This window comes from Bradyrhizobium sp. AUGA SZCCT0160 (assembly GCF_018130105.1).
Lineage (GTDB): Bacteria > Pseudomonadota > Alphaproteobacteria > Rhizobiales > Xanthobacteraceae > Bradyrhizobium.
This window is the reverse complement of sequence record NZ_JAFCMD010000006.1, coordinates 307,784-328,825: the sequence shown is the minus strand read 5'-3', so window position 1 is coordinate 328,825 and position 21,042 is coordinate 307,784. Positions and strand designations below refer to the sequence as shown.

The window sequence follows — 21,042 nt, the reverse complement described above, 5'->3', positions numbered from 1 at the left end:
TGACCGGGGATGGGGAGGGGCCATGCTACCGGGTTCGATCGTTTGCGTCGATCCGCCGGCCTCCGCGCCCTGTTGATGGGGGCGCCGTCAGCTGTTGCATCCAAGCGGTTGCGCGTGCTTCACATCCGGCTCAATCTGCCGGCAAACTGACCTCGTCCGGACGTGGCGAAGAAATAAAAGATCGGGACCGGGAACGCGGGAGTATGCATGTCGTCTTATTCTGAAGATCTCCATTCCGCAGCACTGGCGTACCATCGGCTGCCGCGGCCCGGTAAACTGGAAATTCAGGCCACCAAGCCGCTCGCCAACCAGCGCGACCTGGCACTGGCCTATTCGCCGGGCGTTGCAGCCGCCTGTACCGAAATCGCCAACAATCCAGCTGAAGCGGCGACCCTGACCGCCCGCGCCAACCTGGTAGCCGTGGTCTCCAACGGGACGGCCGTGCTCGGCCTCGGCAATATCGGCCCGCTGGCGTCCAAGCCGGTCATGGAGGGCAAGGCGGTCCTGTTCAAGAAATTCGCCGGGATCGACGTCTTCGACATCGAGATCGCCGCCGATACGATCGAGCGCGTGGTCGAGACGGTGGCGGCGCTGGAGCCGACCTTCGGCGGCATCAATCTGGAGGACATCAGGGGTCCGGAGTGTTTCGAGATCGAGGCGCAGCTCAAGGCGCGCATGAAGATCCCGGTGTTTCACGACGACCAGCACGGTACCGCCATCATCGTCGCCGCCGCGATCACCAATGCGCTGCTGCTGAACGGCAAGAAGCTTGCCGACATCAAGATCGTCTGCTCCGGTGCAGGTGCCGCCGCGATCGCCTGCCTCAATCTCCTGGTGTCGCTCGGCGCGCAACACAAGAACATCTGGGTCTGCGATATCGACGGCGTCGTGCATGAGGGCCGCAACACGCTGATGGATCGCTGGAAGGCGGTCTATGCGCAGAAGACCAGCGCGCGGGTGCTCGCCGACGTGATCGGCGGTGCCGATATCTTCTTAGGGCTATCCGCACCCAACGTGCTGAAGCCGGAAATGGTCAAGGCGATGGCGGATCAGCCGCTGGTGATGGCGCTGGCCAATCCGAATCCGGAAATCATGCCGGACGAGGCGCGAAAAGCGCGCCCCGATGCGATGATCTGCACCGGACGAAGCGACTTCCCGAACCAGGTCAACAACGTCCTGTGTTTCCCGTTCATCTTCCGCGGCGCGCTCGACGTCGGCGCCACCGGGATCAACGAGGAAATGAAGCACGCCGCGGTCGACGCGATCGCCCAACTGGCGCGCGATCCGCCGTCGGACGCGGTGGCGCAGGGCTTCGACAGCGGCGAAACCCAGGGCTTTGGACCCGGCTCGCTGATTCCGAGCCCGTTCGATCCCCGCCTGATCCTGCGCATCGCGCCGGCTGTCGCCAAGGCAGCGATGGATTCCGGCGTGGCGACACGGCCGATCAAGAATTTCGACGAATACACTGCGCTGCTGGAGCGCTTTGCATTCCGTTCCGGCCTCGTCATGAAGCCGGTATTCGCCAAGGCGAAATCCCAGCCGGTGCGCGTGATCTATGCCGAGGGCGAAGACGCGCGCGTGCTTCGCGCCACCCAGGTCGTGCTCGAAGAGAAACTGGCGCGGCCGATCCTGGTCGGGCGGCCCTCGGTGGTCGAAGCCCGGATCAAGCGGTTCGGGCTGTCGATCAAGGCCGGGCAGGATTTTGACCTCGTCAATCCCGAGGACGATCCGCGCTACCGGTCCTACGTCCAGACCTATATCGACGTCGCCGGAAGGCGCGGTGTCACGCCCGAGGCCGCGCGCACCGTGGTTCGCACTAACGCCACCGTGATCGCAGCGCTAGCGGTGGTCCGCGGCGAGGCCGACGCGATGATCTGCGGCGTCGAGGGCCGCTACATGAGCCATCTACGTCATGTCCGGGAAATCGTCGGCTTCCTGCCGGGCGTCAGCGATTTTGCGGCGCTGGCGATGATGATCACCAGCAAAGGGTCCTACTTCATCGCCGACACGCAGGTCAGGCCCAATCCGAGCGCCGAGGAATTGGCCGAGATGGCATCGCTGGCGGCGATCCACGTCCAGCGCTTCAACATGAAGCCCCGCGTTGCCTTCGTGTCACATTCCGACTTCGGCAGCTATGATACCGATAGCTCGCGCAAGATGCGTCTGGCCACCGCGCTATTGAAGGAAAAGCATCCGGAGATCGAGGCCGACGGCGAAATGCAGGGCGATACCGCGCTATCGGCGGCCGCGCGCAAGCTCGTGCTGCCGCATTCGAAGCTGGAAGGCGATGCCAACATCCTGATCATGCCGAACCTCGATACCGCCAACGTCGCCTACCAGATGATCAAGACGCTGGCGGATGCGCTGCCGGTAGGGCCGATCCTGATCGGACCGGCGCGTCCGGCGCATATCCTTACCCCGGGGGTGACCGCGCGCGGCATTCTCAACATGACGGCGGTTGCCGCCGTCGAGGCCCAGGAGCGTGCCGGCCGTGCGCAACCGACCCTGTTCGGCTAGCTGATGTCGACGGGTTCTAACGCGGATGGCTTCGATTTGATCGTTTGAAAAGCAGGGGCGAAACGCTCATAATCGCCTTGCGCGACCGCTTGTGACATTGCATTGCCATCCAGTGAGGCCGACCCATGCCAGCGTTCTTTACTTTCGGGCGAGTTTTGTTTGCCGTGCTCTTCATCTACACCGGAGCAACCAAGCTCTTCGGCATCCAGCAGACGGCGGATTTTATCGCGTCCAAGGTGACCATTCCCACGCTGCTCGCGCCCTATACTTCGCAGCTCGAAACCTTGACGGGCATGTCGACGCCGCAATTGCTGGCAATTTCGATTGGCGGGTTCGAGATCATCGCCGGGCTGATGATCGCGGTTAATTTCGGCGCGCGGTTCTTTGCGATCCTTCTGATCTTCTTCGTGCTGACAGCCACCTTCTATTTCCACGATTTCTGGAATCAGGCCTCGCCCGAGAACGCCAAGACGTTGATCGAGGCGTTGAAGAATCTCTCGATCATCGGCGCTCTGTTCATGATCGCGGGCTACGGCCGCGGGCCGCGATCGTCGGAACCTGCCTACGACGTCTAGAGCGGACGTGCTCAGGTCCGCCGCCACGGCGTGACGGTGACGTCAGCCGCCGGGTCGAGCATTTGCGGTTGTCCGGCGCGTAATCCGTGCGACGCCAACACCTGTTGCGGCGAGCGCGCGGGCACCCCGGGGAAGCAGGGCTCGCCGTCCGGCAGCCGCACGTGCGGGGCCTGTGACAGCCAGAACTCGTCGTAGCGGTCCATGAACATGCCGAACACATAAGGGCCGCCGATCACGGCGACTGTGCCGGCGCGAACCCCGACTTGCGTGCAGGCGGCCTCAAAGGAGGCGCCGGCCGGATTCCATAGCGTGGCGTTGGGATTGGAGGGATCGGGCGCAATCGCGCGAACCTTTCGCGTCAGGATCAGGCGCTTGCGCCGCGGCGAGTTCGGCTGGTCTTCGAAGGAATTGCGGCCGTGCAGGATCAGGTCGGCGCGGTCGAGCGCGGCTGTGAAGAACTGCTTGTCGCCTTCGAATTTCAAGTCATCAGGCATGACATTGCTGGCGTTCGCCAGCATGCCGTCCGCCGAGACGATAACGTAGCCTTCGATGCGCAGCGCCGGCATGGACTTGTCGCCGAGTCGAAGCCGATTATTCCGAGATCGTCTGCACGACGCTGGAAACCGGGCGCGAGCTTACGGTCGGCAGCTTGGCTTCCTTCAGCAGTTCTTCGTCGGATTGCGGGAGGGTCTGCACCGGCGTCTTGGCGCGCATCGCAACCACCTTGTAGCCGCCGGCCTTCAGCTTCTTCAAGAGTTCGGGCAGCGCCTCGGCGGTGTGCTTCTGGAAGTCGTGCATCAGGATGATGCCCTTGCCCAGCTTTTCGACCTTGCGCATCACGGTATCGACGATGGTCTGCGACTTGCTCGCCTTGAAGTCGAAGGAGTCGAGGTCACAGGAGAAGATCGCAATGTTGCGGGTGCCGAGATAGGTGACGATCTCAGGCGGATGCTGCAGCGCCGGGAAGCGGAAGAACGGTGCCGGCGAGGTGCCGCCGAGCGCCCACTTGACCGCGCTGAAGCCTTTTTCGATCTCGTCCTTGCGCTGCTGCTCGGTCAGCTTCTTGTTGACCAGGGCTGCGTGTGACCAGGTATGTGAACCGATCGCATGGCCGGCTGCATAGACCTGTTTGAGAATTTCCGGATAATAGGTGGCATGCTTGCCGATCGGGAAGAAGATGCCCGTGGTGCATTCTTCGGCGAGCGTCTTCAACACCGACGGCGTGTTGACCGGCCACGGGCCGTCGTCGAATGTCAGCACGACTTCCTTGTCGCGCAGGAAGTCCAGATCCTTGAAATGTTCGAAGCCGAAGCCGGGACCGCCCGTTGTGTCGATCTCCACAGTGCGGCCGACGCCGAGTGCGTTCGGGTTGGTGCAAGGAGGCCGAGTCGGAGCGGCCGCGGCCTTCGGGGCAGGTGCTGGCTGGGGTGCTGCGGCAGCAGGTGCTGGAGCTGCCGCCGGGGCCGCAGCGCCGCCCTTGGCTGGCGGCGTCTGCGACCAGGCCGCGCTCGAGGTCAACAACGAAACCGCGCCTGCAAAGATCAACCCTGCCGCAATACGCATCTTGTTTTCCTTAAATGATCCCGCGTCCGGTACCGGCTTTGCCGTCGTCCGGCCGCTTCCCGCCCCAACGCACAATAGCCTAGTTGCCGCTGCCTCGCCAAGGCAACGGCTGCCACACAGGCAGCCGATTTGTCGTCGAACCGGTTAATTCAGGGGATTATTTCCCGCTGCTTCGACGCGTGGCCCGCAGCGACCCGCTAGCCGCTTCGTTCGGAAACACTTGGTGCGAGCGCCCGCGCAATCGCGGTCTTCACCCGCGTATCCGAGGGGTCGACGGATTCCGGGAAGACTTCGGCGATATAGCCGTCGCGGCCGATCAGGTATTTGTGGAAGTTCCAGCGCGGAACATCCTTCGGCCGTGCTTCTGCTGCCCATTTGTAGAACGGATGCGCATTCGGCCCTTTCACGATGGCCTTGGCCGATATCGGGAAGGTCACGCCGTAATGGTGCTGCGCGGTTGTTGCGATTTCGGTCGCGCCGCCTGGTTCCTGGCCGCCGAAATCGTTGGAGGGAACGCCGACGATCATCAGGCCGCGGTCGCTGAACTGCGTCCACAATTCCTGCAGCCCCTTATATTGCGGCGTGAAGCCACAAAGCGAGGCGGTGTTGACGATCAGGAGGGGACGGCCGGCATATTCCGAAAGCCTGATATCGCCGCCGGCCAATCCGCCAAACGAAAACGCGTAGGCGGTGATCCGGCTCATGCCGGCCTGGGCGTTCGCGATCCGGGTTGAGCCCATACCCGCAATGGCGGCCAACGTTGCCGTCATCATGGTTCTGCGGTCGATCATGGCCGGCCTCGCGCGAGATTGATCGGCGCAAAGCATAGCTGAACCGGCGAACCGGCGCTCGTCAACAAGCTGTTATGCGAGTCAGCGCAGCGGAACGATGAAGTCGGTGCCTTCGCCGGTTTCGCCGGTATTGATACCGTGATCGGACACCACGATCGAGCCGCCCGTCGTCAGGGCCTCGGCGATGCGCGCCATCGCTTCCGGCGGCACGGTGATGCGGTCCAGTGCTTCGGCCGGGCTGTTCGGCGCCGGTGCCGGCTTGGCCTCGGCCGGGGCTCCGCCGGCGACCTTGCGCCGGCGCGCGGCGCGCTCGTCTTCTTCCTTGATGGCCGCGTTGCGGGCGGTCACCGGCAGTGACACCACCGACCAGCGCAGCAGATTGGGATCGTTCTTGTCGACTTCCGCCGTGAACACATGCGTGCCCAGCATCCGCTCGCTCGGCGCGATCGTCACGGGCACGTCGAACAGCGGGGTGAAGTTCTGCCGCACGTAGAGCTTGCCGTCCTTGCGGCTGACGAACACCGCGATCTGCCCGGTGCGCTTCGGTTCCGGCTTCGCCGCGGCCTTCTCGACGCCTGGCAGGCGCGACGGATCCTTTTTCGCATCGGGCGCAACGGCAGGCGTATCGGCGATTGCCTTGACGGGCTCGGCCGGTTTTTCGGCGGCCTTGGCTGCTTCAGCTTTCGGTGTCTCGACCTTGGGCGCGTCCGCCTTGAGCGTCCCGGTTCTCACCTCGTCCGGTTTCACGTCGGCCGATTTGGCCTCGACCGGGGCGTCGCTGGCGGAGATTTCGCTCTTGATCGTGTTGCCGGTCTCAACCGATCTGACCTCGGCCGTTGCAGCATCCGACGAATTGGACTCGGACGATGTCACTTCGGCCGGCTTGGTGTCGGTGGACGCGGCGTCGGCACTCTTGGCGGGCTCTGGCTCAGCGTCCGATTTCACCGGCTCGGACTTCGCGGCTTCGTTGGAGACCGGCATCCTGCTCGCCGAGGACGAAGCATCGGACATCGTCACGGCGGAATTGGTCGCCGGCATGGCTCCGCTGGCATCCGCAGTATGGGTTCGTTCGCGTAACGGCGTCCGATCGGGGGTGCCGTGACCGTGACCGACAGTCGATCGCAACTCGAGGCTCGTGTCTGAACTCGCGGACTTGATTGCGGATCCAGCGTCCGCGCCCTTGTCGGATTTCACCGCCGGCGCGTCCGACATCGGCTCGTCGGCGGCCACAGGTTGCGGCACGACCTTCTGCGCCACCAGCAGCGGGTGCGAGAAACTCGAAGGCGTCATCTCGCCGGGCGTGACGATGACCCGCGCGCCCATCTTGGTCCACTTCCACATCTTCGCGGCAAAGGCCATCGGCAAACGGATGCAGCCGTGCGACGCCGGATAGCCGGGCAGGGCGCCGGCATGCATCGCGACACCCGACCAGGTGATGCGCTGCATAAACGGCATCGGCGCGCCGCTGTAGATGTTGGAGTGGTGCATCTTGTGCTTCTGGATGATGCTGAACACGCCCATCGGGGTCGGATGACTTTTCGTGCCAGTCGACACCGGACTTTCCGCGAAAATTCCGTTGGCGTCGTAGACCCTGACCTTTTGCTGGTTGATCGAGATCGCGATGATCAGGGGGCCCTGCGGCTTGGCGCTGACTTCCTTTTCGGCGGCCATCATGGCCTTCGAGGGCTTGCGGGTCCGCTGCTTGCGCGGCTGGGCTGATGGTGCCGGCCGGTAGAAGCTGGGGTCGGAATCCTGCCAGTAATACAGGGCGGCGTCGGCGTGGGAGGAGGCGGCGATCGTGCCTGCGGCAACCAGAATAGCTATCTGCCAAAATCGCTGGTTCGCGCTGCTTACGCTCGTACTATTCAACCCAAAAAGCCGATGCCCGCTCACGCCCAAATTCCCTAAGTCCAGATCGTCGAATCCGATGTTCCGATAATCATTTGTTGTTGCAGACGCGAAAAGCGTTCACCAGCTTAAGCCCTCTAAACCCGCGCTTTTCGCCGCAAGCGTAGCAAAAAAGCCTCACATTCCGTTAAACGCGAGCTCCCCCGCACCGTTCCTCAGCCTTCCTGTGCGGCATTTGCACATTACATAACCGGTGGGTCCTTCAGCGGAGATAGAAATGACATTCAAGGCCATCGGTAAGTGTGACAAGTCATGGAGAAATCTGGCCTTGGGCGTATCGTTGGCGGTGTTGGCCGCGATGGTGTGGCAGGCCGGTCCGGCCTTTGCCGCCGACGAGCCGGACCTGATCTTCCGTCGCTCCACCGTGTTCAAATGGCTGAGCCCAAATGACAAGCTTGCGACCTACGGTGTCGATGACCCCGAGGTCGACGGCGTGGCCTGCCATTTTACGGTGCCGGAGAAGGGCGGTTACAAGGGCTGGCTCGGGCTTGCCGAGGAAGTTTCAGATATTTCGCTGGCCTGCCGCCAGATCGGGCCGATCCGGTTCAAGGGCAAGATGTCCCAGGGCGACGACATGTTTCGCCAGCGCCGTTCGCTGTTCTTCAAGAAAATGCAGATTGTCCGCGGCTGCGATCCCAAGCGGAACGTGCTCGTCTACATGGTGTATTCGGACCGACTGATCGAGGGGTCACCCAAGAACTCGACATCCTCGGTGCCGGTCATGCCCTGGGGAGCCGCCGACGCCGCGGTGCAGAAATGTGCCGAGTTCATCCAATAATGGTCCGGGCCAGGCGGCCGTCCCGGGACTTACCGTTTCACCGGATTGGGCTGTGGGCGGACCTCTGAGCCGGCGGGCCGGACCTTAGGCTCGTGGCAGCCAACCAGCCGCACGAACTTCTGTGGCGAGCACTGATTGTCGCCCATGACCGGTGCGCCCTGCTGCGACATCGCACCAGCCATCTGTTGCTGGCCGGATTTGCGGGGCGAGGATTGATTGCCAACACTGATGTTGCCATTGCCCACGACGGCTATCCTTTGTTGGATTGTGAACGGGAACAACGCCGAACCAACGGGAAAGGTTGCACGGGGTGTCTGCTTGAGTCGGGCGGACCGAGGCTTCGGTTCACAACTGAGTATGCTGCGCTGCGGCCTATTCAGCAGACAAAGATTAAGAACCTGGATTAAGAACTTGCGACGGCGTCGAACCACCTGACAGCAAGGGGCGTCTCATCGCCAGATGGTGAATGGAGACGTCAGATGCGCGCCCTCAGCTGCATAATTGCCCTTGTTTTCGTCCTGACCGACCCGTCACTGGCGGGCAGTGCCGATCGCGACATGCCTGGAGTAGGGACGTTCACCTATTGCGGATCGCCTGTCGTGACGCCCGAACCCGATTTGACTGCTGTCGACAGCGAGTGAGCCCGTTTCGCCTCCCTTCGGCGGTACACGGCAGGGCCCAGACTCAAAATCGCGAAAACAACCCCACGCAAAGTAGAATGGCCCCGGTTCGCAGGTGACCTGTAGCTCTATGCAGCCATTGATACTGAAGTCATTGGGTTTTTCTCGCTAATGTTTCGTCCCTGGCCGACCGACGAAACAATTCACCCCTGCAATGAAACCATTTTCCGCTTTTGGCGCAGATATCCGGAAACAGCCGTTGGCTATCACTCTGCCAACGAAACGGCGGGGACGCCGGCACCGAAACCGGAGACAGTCAAATGCGGACCATCAGCTTCATCCTCGCCTTCGCCTTCATCCTGGCTGGTCCCTCGGTCGCGGGCTCCTCGGATCAGGGCTTGCCCAGCATCGGCACCTTCTCCTACAACGGCGCGCCGGCGGCGCCCTCGGCTCCGCAGCCGATCGTTGTCGCAGCTGTCAACTGATCGCAGCTAACAGCTCGCAAGAGAATTTGCCGGTAAAGGCTCAGTATGTTTGTACGTTTTGGTGCCGCTGCGATTTTGGTTTCCTGCCTGCTGGGCGCTTCAGCCCAGGCCCAAACCCAGTTAACGGCGCAGATGCGGTTCCAGCAGGGGCCGATCGGCTCCATGTTCAAGCTCCCCGATCCCCGCGGTGAGTTTGTACGGCTGTGCGCGCCCCACATGGTCGGACGTTGGGCGCATCCCGAAACAGTTTGCACTTGCCTGCACGATCATGCGGCCGCGACCGTCGAGGATAACGATCTGCGCGAAGCCTTGCTGCGCGGCATCAGCGAGACCGGCGTGCCCACGATCGAGACCGCCTGGGTGCCAGCGTCGAAGCAGTCCGAAATCGGCCCGACCTTCACCAAGATCGCCAAGCCGACGCTGCAATGCATGTTCGAGCCGTCGAACTAGTTCGCGCGAGATCTCACGCAACCACTGGTTAACGGCGATCTCGATGCCGTCACGGGTTCGGCAAGCCGTCACCGCCATGATGTGCAATGTTGTTCGATGATCTCCGGGGAGCGCGATGGCGTTCGCCCCCGCGCGCGGGAGTCGGCCAATGCAGCAACGACGAATTTTTTCCACTTATCTCCTTGCATGCTTTCTTGGTGCCCTGGCAGTCCCGGCCTTTGCCGCCCCCGACGAGGACCTGCTCGGCAAGGACAAGGGCTATCCAGTCGGCACCCGCGCCAACTGGTTCTTCGATGAAGGTGTGCGGGTTGGATCCTTCAGTCATATTGACGAGATCTTTCCATACAACAGGCTGGGCAAGGCGGAATCTCCATTGCCTTTTGTTGCGGCCGGCGGCGAAACAAAGCTCGGCTACCGGTTCGAAAACCAGAGCTGGACCCTCGACGATTTTCTCGCGCACCAGCGCGTTACCGGGCTTTTGGTGATCAAGGACGGCGCGGTCCTGTTCGAGCGCTACCAGTACGATCGCAAGCCGTCCGACCGCTTCATCTCGCATTCGATGGCGAAATCCATCGTCAGCCTGGCTGTCGGGATGGCGCTCGCCGAGGGCCGCATCACTTCGCTGGATGATCTGATTTCGAAATACGTGCCCAAACTTGCCGGCAGTGCCTATGGCGAGACCACCATACGCAGTGCCCTGCGCATGTCGTCCGGCGTGCAGTTCAGTGAAATCTACGACGGCAAGGACGATCTGACGCGGTTCGTGATTGCCCGCGGCCGCGAAGGATCGATATCAGCGCTGCGCCAGTTCGAGACCCGCGACGCCGAGCAGGGCACGCGGTTTCACTATGCCTCCAGCGAGACCGTTCTGCTGGCCGTGCTGCTCCGCGAGGTCACCGGCACCACGCTCAGCCAATACCTGACCACGCGGCTCTGGCAACCGATGGGCGCCGAAGCCGACGCGACGTGGACCACGACGGCGGACGGCTCGGAAGTAGCGTTGGGAAATTTCAATGCGACGCTGCGCGATTACGGACGTCTGGGAATGCTGCTGGCCAATGATGGCGCGGTCGGCGGCAAGCAGATTGTGCCGAAGGACTATCTGCTGGATGCGACCGACTGGCAGCGGCAACCTCCGGCATTCGCGCCGGGGAAGGCCACGCCGTATTTCGGATACGGCTATCAGTTCTGGCTCTATCCCGGCGAGAAGCGGAGGTTTGCCTTGCTCGGTGTCTACGGCCAGTCGATCTTCGTCGACCCCGAGCTCAAGCTCGTCATGGTGGTCACGGCCGCAGCCAAAAACGCCAATGTCGGAAAGGAATCGTTCGCTTTCGAACGCGGTGCCGTCTGGCGCGGGATCGTCAGCAAATACGGCCGCTGGTAAGGCTCAACGGGCTGGCGAGACGGCGCGAAACGATGGCGGCCTTTACGACCACGCTTTAAGCGGCGAATTGATCTGACGTGACGCCGCCGCATGTCGGTTTCGTGCCAAAAGCGGTCGCATGGCGTGATTGCTGCGCGGTGACCCGTCAGTATGAACCTCTCTAGCCACTGAAGACACAAAGGGCGGGTATGTCGCGGAAGAACCGCGACGGAGGCAAATGTGATGAAGGCCATGAAAGCATCTATCCGCATTGCGGTCACCGCGCTGGCCCTGAGCCTGTCAGTCATCGTGCCATCCTACGCCGAGCAGGATGAGGCAAGCCGTCTCAACCAGGAATCCAAGGAACTCTATCGGGTCGGAAAGTACGCGGCAGCGCTTCCGCTGGCCCAGCGGTTGCTGGCCATGCGCGAGAAGGAGTTTGGTCCCGATGATGCAATGGTCGCGCTGCCGCTGAATGACCTCGGCACGATCCACTACAATCTGGGTCAATACGCCGTCGCCGAGCCGCTGTACAAGCGTTCATTGGCGATCAGGGAGAAGACACTCGGTCCGGATCATGCCGAAGTCGCAAGCGTGCTGAATAATCTCGGCGAACTCTACCGCGCGGTAGAGCGTTTTGCCGAGGCGGAGCCGCTGCTCAAGCGGTCGATCGCCATTCGTGAGAAAACGGACGGTCCCGACGATCCGGACATCGTGCTGGCGCTGAGCAACCTGGCCGCTCTCTACAGCAACCAGCGTCGATACGATCAGGCCGAGCCGCTGTTCAAGCGCGGGCTGGCCATTCTCGAGAAGGCGCACGGTCCGAGCGATCCAGAGGCCACGGTTTTGATGAACAATCTGGCCTATGTCTACATCAACCGGCATCGTTATGCCGATGCCGAGCGGCTGCTCAAGCGGTCGATGGCCGTGACCGAGAAAGCGTTCGGTCGCGACCATCCTGATGTTGCGCAGGCGCTGAACAGTCTGGCCACTGTTTATGGGCGACTGGGCCGTAACGCCGACGCCGAGCGGTTTTACAAGCGGTCGGTGGCCACCTTCGAAAAGACGCTCGGCCCTAACCATCCGGACCTCGCGGACGTTCTGCAAAACCTGGCCGGTCTCTACAAGGATCAGCGCCGCTACGGCGATGCCAACGCGCTTTTCAAGCGGTCGATGGCCATTCGCGCGAAGGCAGGCTCGCCTGCCTGAGATTGCGACTATCGCGGTTTAATGAGCACAGGCCCTACCGCCGCTGCTTCGTCCCCAGGCGCGGAATGCATTTGTGGGTGCGCAGCACGCCGGATGTGGTCATCTGCGAGCCCGAAACTTCCTTGATCTGTCCGGCAGGACATGTTCCGTCGTCGACGAGGATGCGCTGACCGAGCCGCAGATCGACAATATTCCGCTCGTTGGGGACGACCTGCTGCGCGGCGGCAGGTGAGGCGAGCAGACACAAAGCGAGGCCGGCAGAAAGTGCAAGAGCGGCGGCCGTGACGGCCTTCGTGATTGCCAAATTGGCCTCCCTCACTTGCTCTGGATCTTCAGCCCGTCGGGGCCGACATTGATCTGCACGCCCTCGGGCTGTTTCCTGGCCTGATAGAGATTGTAGCTGAGCACGCCGACGGCAACGACCAGCACACCGATAATCAGGTACATGACGTTGCGATTCGCTGGCATCCGGTGTCTCCATCGTGACGACGATTCAATGCATTTAGCGGATGCGGCGGCGATTCTCCTAGGGTGCTAAGCTAGCCCGCCGATCGGGATCGCGCCGACGCCGGCCTTCGCGATTTTCCGGTTCCGCCGCTGTCCGGCTTCCGGCTGGCCCGCATCGCCGCCAGCGATGCCTTGGCCAGTTTCTCGGCCGACGCTTTCAGTTGCGGAAGCGGGTGGCCGGCAAATCCCAGCACAAATCCCGGCAGCGGTCGGGCGCGAGCATAGGTGTCCGCCAGCAGCCAGCCCTCGACGCCGGCCGCGGATTTGGCGTGGGCTGCAACCTGCGCATCGATCGACGGATCAAACCGCGCCACCAGATGCAGGCCTTGCGACGGCACCGGCACGGTGAGGCGGCCCTCCGAGGCCGCCGACAGCGTCGAGGCCAGCACGTCGCGGGCCTCGCGGTAGAGGGTGCGCACCCTGCGCAGATTGGCAGCGAACGCGCCAGAATTCAGCATATCCGCGACAGCGCCTTCCAGCAGCGTGCCGGGAAAGCGGTCGAGCGCGGCGCGGGCCGTCGTCACCGGTCCGATCAATCTCTCGGGCAGCGCGCAATAGCCGATGCGCAATCCCGGAAACAGCGTCTTTGAAAACGTGCCCATGTAGATAACGCGCCGCAAATGATCGATGCCGGCAAGCGACAGCAATGGCGCGCCGTCATACCTGAACTCGCTGTCGTAATCGTCTTCCAGCACGAACGCGTCGGCGTCCCTGGCCCAATCCAGCAGTTCGAGCCGGCGGTTCATCGTCATCTGCACGCCAAGCGGAAACTGGTGCGAGGGCGTCACGTAAGCCGCGCGCGCCGATGGCGCTGACGTGCGGCCTTTGGCGACGATCAGGCCTGATGCGTCGACCGGCACCGGGGCCGGGCGGTAGCCGCAATGCTCGATGGCGCGCCGCGCGGCGGGATAGCCGGGGTCCTCGCACCAGACCTGATCGGCCGGCCTCAGAATGGCGCTGAGCACAATCCGCAGGGCGTGCTGGGTTCCCGATGCCAGCATGATCTGGTCCGGATCGCAGCGCAGCCCGCGTGCCGACAGCAGATGATCGGCGATGGCGGTGCGAAGTTCGTGGCTGCCGCGGGGATCGCCGTAGTGCAGGTGGTCGGTGCCGAAGGCGCGCATCCGTCGCCCGACAAAGGACCGGAAGCGCTGCAGGGCCCGCTCGTCAATATGCGTGCAGCCGAGCGACAGGGTGCCTTGTGGCGGCGTCTCGATGACGATCCTGGCCTTGCCGGCGCCGCTCACCTGCGCCGGGATGCGCGCGGCGACGAAGGTGCCGGAGCCGCCAATGGCCATTGCAAAGCCGTCTGATATCAGCCGCTCATAGGCCGTCGTAACCGCGTTGCGGCGAAAACCGGTCTGGCTTGCCAGCGTTCGCGAAGGCGGCAGCGGTTCGCCGGGCTTGACGATGCCGCTGACGATGGCGTGGCAAAGCGCCTGATAGAGCCGATGCGGCGAGGAGGCCCGCGGCGTCACATGCGGCCCGGAGAGGTCGAGCGGCAGCTCGGTCTTCCGCGGCGGCGCCGGAGAATTGGTCGGAATTTTTCGCATGGAATTGGCACTATCGCAGACCAAATTCGCCGCTACAACTCTCGTCATTGATTGATTTGACAGGAACTGCCGTGACCGAAATCGAAGCCACCAATTCGTATCCGGTGTCGCCGCGCAATCGGGTGAAGCGCCTCCATGAGCGCGGCCGCTACGATCACGCGACGGTCCACGGCCTGCTGGACGCCTCGATGCTGTGTCACGTCTCCTACGTGATCGACGGCCAGCCCTATTGCACACCGACGTTCTTCTGGCGGGAAGGCAGCAGGCTGTACTGGCACGGCAGCAGCGCCAGCCGCATGCTGGAGAACCAGTCGGACGGGCAGAAAGTGTGTTTGACGGTTGCGCATCTCGACAGCCTGGTGCTGGCAAGGTGCGGCTTCAACCATTCGGCCGACTACCGCGCCGTGATGGCGTTCGGCACCGCCTACATCGTCACCGACCCGGACGAGAAAGCGCGCGCGCTTGTCGCGATGGTCGATCGGTTCTTTCCGGACCGCACCGCCTCCTTGCGGCAAAGCACCAAGCAGGAAATCAAGGCGAGCGCCGTCATCGCGATGGAGATCGAGCAGGCGTCGGCCAAGATCCGCACCAAGGGCGTCGCCGACGATGATGAGGACTACGCACTGCCGATCTACGCCGAGCGCATTCCGGTCCGCACCGTGATCGGCGCGCCGGAACCTTGCCCGCGGTTGTTGGACGGCGTCAAACGGCCGCAATCGCTGCGCGCCTATTCGGAAGGCCGTCTGCTCGATGACGCCTTGCGGGAGACCCATCTTCTGCATTACCCCGGGGGCTGAGATCGGGCTAAAGTGCGCGTTCTCGTGACGCAATTCCCGATTGGAGCCGCCGCATGACCACCGATACGCAACAAAGAATCCTAGACGCCGTCGATGCCGGCTTTGATGCGCAGCTTGCGACGACTGCGGATTTTGTCGCGATTCCCTCGACGCGCGGCGCCGAGGGGCCGTGCCAGGACATGATCGGCGACCTCCTGCGCGCCCGCGGCTATGAGGTCGATGACTGGCATATCGACGTCGAGGATTTGAAGGACCTGCGCGGCTTCGGGCCGATCGAGCATGATTTTTCCAAGGCGCGCACGGTGGTCGGCACCTACCGTCCGCCGACCAATGGCGGCAAATCGCTGATCCTGCAGGGGCACTGCGACGTGGTGCCGGCCGGCCCGCTCGACATGTGGGAGACGCCGCCGTTCTCGCCCGTGATCAAGGACGGCAAGATGTATGGCCGCGGCGCCTGCGACATGAAGTCGGGCACCATCGGCGCGCTCTATGCACTGGATGCGATCAAGGCCGCCGGCCTGCGGCCGACCGCGCGGATTCACTTTCAATCCGTGATCGAGGAGGAGTCTACCGGCGTCGGCGCGCTTTCGACGCTGCAGCGCGGCTACCGGGCGGACGCCTGCTTCATTCCCGAGCCGACCAACGGCAAGATGGTGCGCTCGCAGGTCGGCGTGATCTGGTTCCGGCTGAAGGTGCGCGGCATTCCCGTGCATGTGGCGCAAGCAGGTTCCGGCTCGAATGCGATCATGGCGGCCTATCACCTGGTTCATGCGATCGGCAAGCTCGAGGCCGAATGGAACGAGCGCGCCAAGGCCGATCCGCATTTCAAGACACTGACGCATCCGATCAACTTCAATCCCGGCATCATCAAGGGCGGCGACTGGGCCTCCAGCGTGCCGGCGTGGTGCGACGTCGATTGCCGCATTGCCGTGCTGCCGGGCTGGTCGATCAAGGATTGCCAGAAGGAGATCCTGGCCTGCGTCTCCGCGGCCTCGCGCGACCACCGCTTCCTCTCCAACAATCCGCCCGAGGTGCAATGGTCGGGCTTCCTGTCCGAAGGCTATGAGCTGAAGGATGCCGCCGCGCCGGAAGCGGCCTTCGGCAAGGCGTTTGGCGTCGTCTATGGCGGCAAGGTCGAAGACCTCGTCTTCACGGCCCTGACCGACACGCGGTTCTACGGCCTGAACTACAACATCCCGAGCCTGTGCTTCGGCGCCAGTGGGGCTGCGATCCACGGTTTCAATGAATATGTCGATCTGGACTCGTTGCGCAAATCGACCAAGGCCACCGCGCTGTTCATCGCGGAATGGTGCGGGGTGGAGAAGGTGTAGCTCTAGATTTTTATTTTGACGCGTTTTCTTCACGCGAACCGGTATTCACTTCGCTCGAAAACGCTCTACGGCTTGCTTTGAAGCTTTCGACCATCGCTCGGAATTCCGGCAAGGCCTCGTCAAATCGCTCCGGCGGCGCCATGCCCAGCAGGACAAAGGGGCGTCCCGACGGATAGAGCGCAACGACGAGGTAGCGGAGCGGGCGGCCACCAGCGCCTTTGCCCTCTCCAAGATATTCGAAGCCGGCCATGTTCGACGTCGTGAGCGGTCTGGTGCTCAGAATTTTCTGGTCGGTGATTGTTCTCGAGCTGAGAAATTGCTGCTCTCCGAAGCGCTGCTGATCAGAGGGCGCAATGGTGGCTTCGGTCGCGAGACTGACGATGAAGCCGACGTCGTCCAGCTTCCCTTCCGGCGGAGGCGGCGTTTCCTTCAGCAACAGGCCTCTGCCGGCCAGCGGCTTGCGGTAAGCAAAGCGCGCTGCCGGCTCGATCGAGAACGGCAGGGCGGCGATCGGATCGCCCGAGGCCGTTGCATGGATGCGGACGCTGGCAAGCGCGGCGCGGATCACGGCATCCGACAACTGCTTTGGCGCAGGCTTTGCGATCGAGACGGTCAACATTCCGGTCATGTCGGGGCCGTTGATGACCATCAGCCATTTGTCAAAAACCTGATTGCCGGCGCGCTGCTCCGCACGCACGGTGATCTGCTCGTAGGGCAGCCCCTCGATCGTCTCCGTCGACAGCAGGCGCATGCCGCGCTTGACCATGGCTTCCGCGGTCAGACCGTTGCGGAACTGTGTGAACGCGACCGGAGGGAATTCCGCCATCAGGATCGATGCATGGTGCGCCTGATCCTGAAAGCCGGTGAATGTGGTGGCGACGACAAAGCCCTTCGGCGGCGCGAGACTGATGCGGCTGCCGGGTGGCGTGACCGGATCGGCAGCGTTTGCGAGGCCGGCGAAGAGGCCGCCGGCCAGAGCCAGGCCGAAAGCAAGATGTCGCTTCGCTGTCGATAGTAGCCACATGCTGCACAACTCTCTACGTCACATTCAACGCGATGATTCTGAGACCGTTTGTTTCAGAAGTGTCCGTGTCGGTTCAAAGTCGGCTGCGGTGAAATCATCCGCCTCCCGGCGGCCACAACGCCTTCACGATCGCATCGAGCCCGTCCGTCAGCGCGGCCGGACCCGGCTGCAGGATCAGCGGCGATTTGATCTCGACAATGCGGTTGTTGCGTACCGCCGGAATGTCGCTCCAGCCCGGCCGTTGCCTGATCCGCTCGGGCACGACCTTCTTGCCGCACCAGGAGGCCAGGATCACGTCGGGCGCGGTGTCGCGCACCGTATCCGCCGAAATGATGCGATCCTTGGCGGCCTGCTGAAACCGCAGCTTTGGCAACACGTCTTCGCCGCCGGCAATCTCGATCAGTTCGGACACCCAGCCGATGCCGCTGATGATGGGATCGTCCCATTCCTCGAAATAGACTTTTGGTTTGGGTGCGGGACGGGGCGTTGCGGCAATCGTCGCGAGGCGCCGTTCAAAGCTGGTCGCGAGCTGATCGGCGCGATCCGCGGCGCCGACCAGCGCGCCGAGGGTGCGGATCATCGCCAAAATGCCGGCGACGTCGCGCTGGTTGAAGACATGGATGGCGACGCCGGCGCGCACGAGGTCGGCGACGATGTTAGCCTGCAGGTCGGAGAAGGCGAGCACGAGATCAGGCTGCAGCGCCAAAATCTTCGGAATGTCTGCCGAAATGAACGCCGATACCCGCGGCTTCTCGCGGCGTACCTGCGGCGGCCGCACCGCATAGCCGGAGACACCGACGATGCGGTCCTGCTCGCCGAGCCAGTACAGCGTCTCCACGGTCTCTTCGGTGAGGCAGACGATCCGGCGGGGCGGGAACTGGCGCATCGGGACCATATGCAGAATTACCAGCCTCTTGTCACGGCACCATTACCTCAGAGGTCATTGCCTGATTTACCTGGCTCCTTCATGCTTCCTGCGGAATGGCTTGCAAGGAACAAGAAAAACCGGAGGACTCATGACGCTGCTGGAAAAAATCCAATCGATGAAGATGCCGTTTGCGGAATTGAAGGGCGTGACCTTTATCGAGGCCGACAAGGATCGCGTGGTGGCACGGATGCTGGTGCGCCCCGAGCTCTGCACGCTGCGCAGCACGATTCACGGCGGTGCGGTGATGGCGTTTGCGGATTCGGTTGGCGCAGCCGCGACCGTCATCAATCTGCCCGAAGATGCCAAGGGCACCACCACGATCGAAAGCAAGACCAATTTCATCGGCGGCGCCAAGGAAGGCAGCACAGTGATTGCGACCGCGACCCCGGTTCACCGGGGACGGCGCACCCAGGTCTGGCAGACCCGGCTCGAGACCGAGGACGGCAAGCTGGTCGCGATCGTCACCCAGACCCAGATGGTGCTGTAGGCGGGCGCTCTACGCGGCGTCCGCCGGCACGGCGTTCAGCATCCCGGTTCGCGGGTGGCAGTCCAGATATTCAAAGAAGGCTTCGTCGGCCCGCGCCACCGTGACCTCGTGATAGAGCCGCAGCTTCGCGGCAGGACCCAAGGTCGACAGATATTTCATCGCGGCACCAAAAATCCGGACATGGGTCGGATGCGATTCCGCCCATCGCTCCAGGGCGGCGAGGCTCTTCCACCAGCTCATGCCGTAGGATTTTTCGGTGCGTGCGCCGTCGGACGCGACCACCGTCATATAGCGGTTGGCGTAACAGCCGATCGAGCGGCCGTCATCGCGCAGGAAGTCCATGCCTTCCCGCAACACCGGCTCGACGTCCTCGAGGTACATCTTGCGTTCGGAGGCTTCGGTATCGCCCCAATCCTGGCCGGATCGGATCAGGCAGACATTGTCTGAAGATATGACCCTGATGCGGGCGCCATCACGGACAGCGGTGTTCGTTCCTGATGGCGCCATCTCGCTGGTTTGGGATTTGGGAATGCGATCGCGCATGCCGCCCCAATAGGCGTGCTCCTGAATTTCGCCGCTCATGCCGTCGGCGAGAACCGCGACGCCTTCGGGTCTTCCGAGGGAAGAGAACAGCGTCTCATAGCCTTCCACGGATGGACGCAGCACCTCGATGAACGTGCCTACACCGCCGGCGTTTCGCCGCTCCCCGGTCCAGCCATCGCGCGCCGCCGGGAACCAGCCGTCGAACCTCGTGCGATCGTCCCAATAGGCAACCGTCACGATATTGGAGTAACCGGCTTCGTCGACATAGCGCGCCCGGTCCCAATGCGTCGGGCCGCCATTCTGCCCGAAAGCGGCGACGATCCACGCCAGCGCCTGCTGCGCGGCATCCGACGGCTCGCCACGGGTCTGGACGCCGAAATAGGCCATCACCACCCGCGCCACTTCAGGCTTGTGGCGCGCCACGAACGACGGGTAGGGCGGTGCGTAGTCGTCAGGGACGCGGCGGTGGCGTGTGCGCGCGGTTCGCAGATGTTCGGGGATCGCGGATTCCATGGGTTCGCTCCTCGTCGGCTAGCAGCACCTCTTGAAGCTCTCAGGCCTGAAGCCTGATTTCGCTCATGACCTCGGCGTCGACGGGTAAGGTAAAATGCTCGACGCGGTTGGCGCGGGAGGTGTTGAGCAGCAGCCGCGTGACGTCAGGCCGGGAATAGTGTCCGGCGGGATCGGCGGCGTTCTTCGCCACCCCGATCATGCCGAGATCGATATCGGCATAGAGAATGCCTTCCTGATCGGGCGGCAGTTTTTCGGCGAGCGAACTGCCGTCCGGCCCATAGATCACGGCGTGGCCGCCACCGGCGTGCAGGAACGCGTGCTTCTCGGGGGAGTCGCAGAGCTCGTCGATCATGGCCTGCGAGACCACGGCGCAGGGAGCGAGGACGAAGCATGAGCCCTCGACCGCGTAGATCTTGCTCGCGGCGTTGTTGACCTCATGGCCGAGCGCGTGCGCGAACGGGTCGTACAGCGAGAAGCTCGGCCAGGCGCCGACGTGAACCTGCTCGTTCTGGGCGTACATCGCGTATTTCGACAGCGGCTGCAGATGTTCCCAGCAGCACAAGGCGCCGAGCCGCCCGACATCGGCGCGATCGTGCACGGCAAGGTCGCTGCCGTCGCCTTCGCCGAACACGGTGCGTTCGGCATGGGTCGGCCGCAGCTTGCGGCGCCTTGCGATGGTCTCGCCGTCGGGCCCGATCAGCCATTGCGCGATGTAGAGGCTGCCGCCGGCGCGTTCGGAGAGGCCGAGAACCGCGGTGAGTTTGGCGCGCTTGACGGCGTTGCGGATCTTGTCGGCCTGCGGGCTGTCATAAGCCAGCGAGTTGTCGAAATAGCGCTGCACAAAACCGCGGCCGATCGCCCAGGCGGGCGCGCCGAGCCAGATCTGCCACGGATATCCGGGAATGAAGGTTTCGGGAAACGCGATCAGCTTTGCACCCTGGCTGGCAGCCCGTTCGATCAGCGCGATCGTCTTGTCCACGGTCGCATCGAGATCGAGGAAGACCGGCGCCGCCTGAACCACCGCTACCTTGTACTTCTGGTGCACGAGACCCATCGAAATCATCCTTCTGCGTTGGGAGATAAGGCAATCGCTGGGTCGA

The 21,042-nt window shown here is 63.0% G+C and carries 23 protein-coding genes; 11 read left to right on the top strand and 12 right to left on the bottom strand.

All coding sequences use genetic code 11. From position 1 onward, the window contains the following. Nucleotides 1-207 precede the first annotated feature (207 nt). Both JQ558_RS13385 and JQ558_RS13380 read left to right on the top strand, forming a co-directional pair. Nucleotides 208-2,517 (top strand): NADP-dependent malic enzyme, encoded by a 2,310-nt coding sequence (locus tag JQ558_RS13385; RefSeq protein ID WP_212293900.1) that lies wholly within the window; start codon nt 208-210, stop codon nt 2,515-2,517. A gap of 125 nt (nt 2,518-2,642) precedes the next feature. Continuing rightward, nucleotides 2,643-3,092 carry a DoxX family protein gene (locus JQ558_RS13380; protein ID WP_212212684.1) on the top strand — a complete coding sequence of 150 codons (450 nt, stop codon included), beginning with the start codon at nt 2,643-2,645 and terminating at the stop codon, nt 3,090-3,092. A gap of 11 nt (nt 3,093-3,103) precedes the next feature. Here the strand turns inward: JQ558_RS13380 and JQ558_RS13375 are convergent, their stop codons facing one another. From JQ558_RS13375 to JQ558_RS13360, 4 genes are all read right to left on the bottom strand, one after another. After that, complete coding sequence (locus tag JQ558_RS13375) at nt 3,104-3,658, bottom strand: dihydrofolate reductase (RefSeq protein ID WP_212293899.1); 555 nt, start codon at nt 3,656-3,658, stop codon at nt 3,104-3,106. A 25-nt stretch (nt 3,659-3,683) separates the two neighbouring features. After that, nucleotides 3,684-4,655, bottom strand: coding sequence for a polysaccharide deacetylase family protein (locus JQ558_RS13370; protein ID WP_212212687.1), 972 nt, complete (start codon nt 4,653-4,655; stop codon nt 3,684-3,686). Nucleotides 4,656-4,852: 197 nt separating this feature from the next. Continuing rightward, nucleotides 4,853-5,446, bottom strand: a complete 594-nt coding sequence (locus JQ558_RS13365) for a glutathione peroxidase (protein WP_212293898.1) — start codon at nt 5,444-5,446, stop codon at nt 4,853-4,855. An 81-nt stretch (nt 5,447-5,527) separates the two neighbouring features. Beyond that, nucleotides 5,528-7,315, bottom strand: coding sequence for a L,D-transpeptidase (locus JQ558_RS13360; RefSeq protein WP_212293897.1), 1,788 nt, complete (start codon nt 7,313-7,315; stop codon nt 5,528-5,530). Nucleotides 7,316-7,652: 337 nt separating this feature from the next. Between JQ558_RS13360 and JQ558_RS13355 the strand changes: the two genes are divergently transcribed. Further along, nucleotides 7,653-8,132: a CreA family protein gene (locus tag JQ558_RS13355; protein ID WP_212273175.1), complete on the top strand. Its 480-nt coding sequence runs from the start codon at nt 7,653-7,655 to the stop codon at nt 8,130-8,132. A 29-nt stretch (nt 8,133-8,161) separates the two neighbouring features. Here JQ558_RS13355 and JQ558_RS13350 read toward each other — a convergent pair whose 3' ends face one another. Further along, nucleotides 8,162-8,377, bottom strand: a complete 216-nt coding sequence (locus tag JQ558_RS13350; protein WP_312014613.1) for a hypothetical protein — start codon at nt 8,375-8,377, stop codon at nt 8,162-8,164. 234 nt (nt 8,378-8,611) lie between these two features. On the opposite strand from JQ558_RS13350, the gene JQ558_RS13345 reads away from it, so the two are divergent. The 5 genes from JQ558_RS13345 to JQ558_RS13325 all read left to right on the top strand — a co-directional run bounded on the left by JQ558_RS13345 (nt 8,612) and on the right by JQ558_RS13325 (nt 12,259). Beyond that, nucleotides 8,612-8,773, top strand: coding sequence for a hypothetical protein (locus tag JQ558_RS13345; protein WP_212293896.1), 162 nt, complete (start codon nt 8,612-8,614; stop codon nt 8,771-8,773). A 299-nt stretch (nt 8,774-9,072) separates the two neighbouring features. Beyond that, nucleotides 9,073-9,237 (top strand): hypothetical protein, encoded by a 165-nt coding sequence (locus tag JQ558_RS13340; RefSeq protein ID WP_212293895.1) that lies wholly within the window; start codon nt 9,073-9,075, stop codon nt 9,235-9,237. Between the two features lie 45 nt (nt 9,238-9,282). Further along, nucleotides 9,283-9,687 (top strand): hypothetical protein, encoded by a 405-nt coding sequence (locus JQ558_RS13335; RefSeq protein ID WP_212212698.1) that lies wholly within the window; start codon nt 9,283-9,285, stop codon nt 9,685-9,687. Between the two features lie 148 nt (nt 9,688-9,835). Then, a complete protein-coding gene (locus JQ558_RS13330; RefSeq protein WP_212212701.1) occupies nt 9,836-11,071 on the top strand; it encodes a serine hydrolase in 1,236 nt (411 codons plus the stop codon). A 222-nt stretch (nt 11,072-11,293) separates the two neighbouring features. Next, complete coding sequence (locus JQ558_RS13325; RefSeq protein ID WP_212293894.1) at nt 11,294-12,259, top strand: tetratricopeptide repeat protein; 966 nt, start codon at nt 11,294-11,296, stop codon at nt 12,257-12,259. 34 nt (nt 12,260-12,293) lie between these two features. Here JQ558_RS13325 and JQ558_RS13320 read toward each other — a convergent pair whose 3' ends face one another. From JQ558_RS13320 to JQ558_RS13310, 3 genes are all read right to left on the bottom strand, one after another. Then, complete coding sequence (locus JQ558_RS13320; protein ID WP_212212706.1) at nt 12,294-12,563, bottom strand: DUF6719 family protein; 270 nt, start codon at nt 12,561-12,563, stop codon at nt 12,294-12,296. Nucleotides 12,564-12,574: 11 nt separating this feature from the next. Beyond that, nucleotides 12,575-12,727 (bottom strand): hypothetical protein, encoded by a 153-nt coding sequence (locus tag JQ558_RS13315; RefSeq protein WP_212212708.1) that lies wholly within the window; start codon nt 12,725-12,727, stop codon nt 12,575-12,577. 71 nt (nt 12,728-12,798) lie between these two features. Next, nucleotides 12,799-14,319, bottom strand: a complete 1,521-nt coding sequence (locus tag JQ558_RS13310) for a PLP-dependent aminotransferase family protein (protein ID WP_212293893.1) — start codon at nt 14,317-14,319, stop codon at nt 12,799-12,801. 71 nt (nt 14,320-14,390) lie between these two features. On the opposite strand from JQ558_RS13310, the gene JQ558_RS13305 reads away from it, so the two are divergent. Together JQ558_RS13305 and JQ558_RS13300 are read left to right on the top strand one after the other, a co-directional pair. Beyond that, nucleotides 14,391-15,116, top strand: a complete 726-nt coding sequence (locus JQ558_RS13305; RefSeq protein WP_212273049.1) for a pyridoxamine 5'-phosphate oxidase family protein — start codon at nt 14,391-14,393, stop codon at nt 15,114-15,116. 53 nt (nt 15,117-15,169) lie between these two features. After that, the gene (locus tag JQ558_RS13300) at nt 15,170-16,447 is read left to right on the top strand and encodes an ArgE/DapE family deacylase (RefSeq protein WP_212293892.1); all 1,278 of its coding nucleotides are present in this window, start codon (nt 15,170-15,172) and stop codon (nt 16,445-16,447) included. 10 nt (nt 16,448-16,457) lie between these two features. Here JQ558_RS13300 and JQ558_RS13295 read toward each other — a convergent pair whose 3' ends face one another. Both JQ558_RS13295 and JQ558_RS13290 read right to left on the bottom strand, forming a co-directional pair. Continuing rightward, nucleotides 16,458-17,471 carry a hypothetical protein gene (locus JQ558_RS13295; protein ID WP_212293891.1) on the bottom strand — a complete coding sequence of 338 codons (1,014 nt, stop codon included), beginning with the start codon at nt 17,469-17,471 and terminating at the stop codon, nt 16,458-16,460. A 94-nt stretch (nt 17,472-17,565) separates the two neighbouring features. Next, nucleotides 17,566-18,357, bottom strand: coding sequence for a cobalamin-binding protein (locus JQ558_RS13290; protein ID WP_212293890.1), 792 nt, complete (start codon nt 18,355-18,357; stop codon nt 17,566-17,568). Nucleotides 18,358-18,487: 130 nt separating this feature from the next. Between JQ558_RS13290 and JQ558_RS13285 the strand changes: the two genes are divergently transcribed. Then, the gene (locus JQ558_RS13285) at nt 18,488-18,886 is read left to right on the top strand and encodes a PaaI family thioesterase (RefSeq protein ID WP_212212725.1); all 399 of its coding nucleotides are present in this window, start codon (nt 18,488-18,490) and stop codon (nt 18,884-18,886) included. Nucleotides 18,887-18,895: 9 nt separating this feature from the next. Here the strand turns inward: JQ558_RS13285 and JQ558_RS13280 are convergent, their stop codons facing one another. Beyond that, nucleotides 18,896-19,942, bottom strand: a complete 1,047-nt coding sequence (locus JQ558_RS13280) for a phenylacetaldoxime dehydratase family protein (RefSeq protein ID WP_212293889.1) — start codon at nt 19,940-19,942, stop codon at nt 18,896-18,898. Between the two features lie 40 nt (nt 19,943-19,982). Continuing rightward, on the bottom strand, nt 19,983-20,996 hold the full coding sequence (locus tag JQ558_RS13275; RefSeq protein WP_212293888.1) for a carbon-nitrogen hydrolase family protein: 1,014 nt from the start codon (nt 20,994-20,996) through the stop codon (nt 19,983-19,985). Nucleotides 20,997-21,042 lie beyond the last annotated feature (46 nt).

Coding starts and splice junctions, on each gene's coding strand:
- JQ558_RS13330 (WP_212212701.1), top strand. CDS start 9,836: ATGCAGCAACGACGAATTTTTTCCACTTATCTCCTTGCATGCTTTCTT.
- JQ558_RS13375 (WP_212293899.1), bottom strand. CDS start 3,658: ATGCCGGCGCTGCGCATCGAAGGCTACGTTATCGTCTCGGCGGACGGC.
- JQ558_RS13380 (WP_212212684.1), top strand. CDS start 2,643: ATGCCAGCGTTCTTTACTTTCGGGCGAGTTTTGTTTGCCGTGCTCTTC.
- JQ558_RS13295 (WP_212293891.1), bottom strand. CDS start 17,471: ATGTGGCTACTATCGACAGCGAAGCGACATCTTGCTTTCGGCCTGGCT.
- JQ558_RS13345 (WP_212293896.1), top strand. CDS start 8,612: ATGCGCGCCCTCAGCTGCATAATTGCCCTTGTTTTCGTCCTGACCGAC.
- JQ558_RS13285 (WP_212212725.1), top strand. CDS start 18,488: ATGACGCTGCTGGAAAAAATCCAATCGATGAAGATGCCGTTTGCGGAA.
- JQ558_RS13370 (WP_212212687.1), bottom strand. CDS start 4,655: ATGCGTATTGCGGCAGGGTTGATCTTTGCAGGCGCGGTTTCGTTGTTG.
- JQ558_RS13335 (WP_212212698.1), top strand. CDS start 9,283: ATGTTTGTACGTTTTGGTGCCGCTGCGATTTTGGTTTCCTGCCTGCTG.
- JQ558_RS13365 (WP_212293898.1), bottom strand. CDS start 5,446: ATGATCGACCGCAGAACCATGATGACGGCAACGTTGGCCGCCATTGCG.
- JQ558_RS13275 (WP_212293888.1), bottom strand. CDS start 20,996: ATGGGTCTCGTGCACCAGAAGTACAAGGTAGCGGTGGTTCAGGCGGCG.
- JQ558_RS13290 (WP_212293890.1), bottom strand. CDS start 18,357: ATGCGCCAGTTCCCGCCCCGCCGGATCGTCTGCCTCACCGAAGAGACC.
- JQ558_RS13280 (WP_212293889.1), bottom strand. CDS start 19,942: ATGGAATCCGCGATCCCCGAACATCTGCGAACCGCGCGCACACGCCAC.
- JQ558_RS13340 (WP_212293895.1), top strand. CDS start 9,073: ATGCGGACCATCAGCTTCATCCTCGCCTTCGCCTTCATCCTGGCTGGT.
- JQ558_RS13385 (WP_212293900.1), top strand. CDS start 208: ATGTCGTCTTATTCTGAAGATCTCCATTCCGCAGCACTGGCGTACCAT.
- JQ558_RS13300 (WP_212293892.1), top strand. CDS start 15,170: ATGACCACCGATACGCAACAAAGAATCCTAGACGCCGTCGATGCCGGC.
- JQ558_RS13310 (WP_212293893.1), bottom strand. CDS start 14,319: ATGCGAAAAATTCCGACCAATTCTCCGGCGCCGCCGCGGAAGACCGAG.
- JQ558_RS13355 (WP_212273175.1), top strand. CDS start 7,653: ATGGTGTGGCAGGCCGGTCCGGCCTTTGCCGCCGACGAGCCGGACCTG.
- JQ558_RS13325 (WP_212293894.1), top strand. CDS start 11,294: ATGAAGGCCATGAAAGCATCTATCCGCATTGCGGTCACCGCGCTGGCC.
- JQ558_RS13315 (WP_212212708.1), bottom strand. CDS start 12,727: ATGCCAGCGAATCGCAACGTCATGTACCTGATTATCGGTGTGCTGGTC.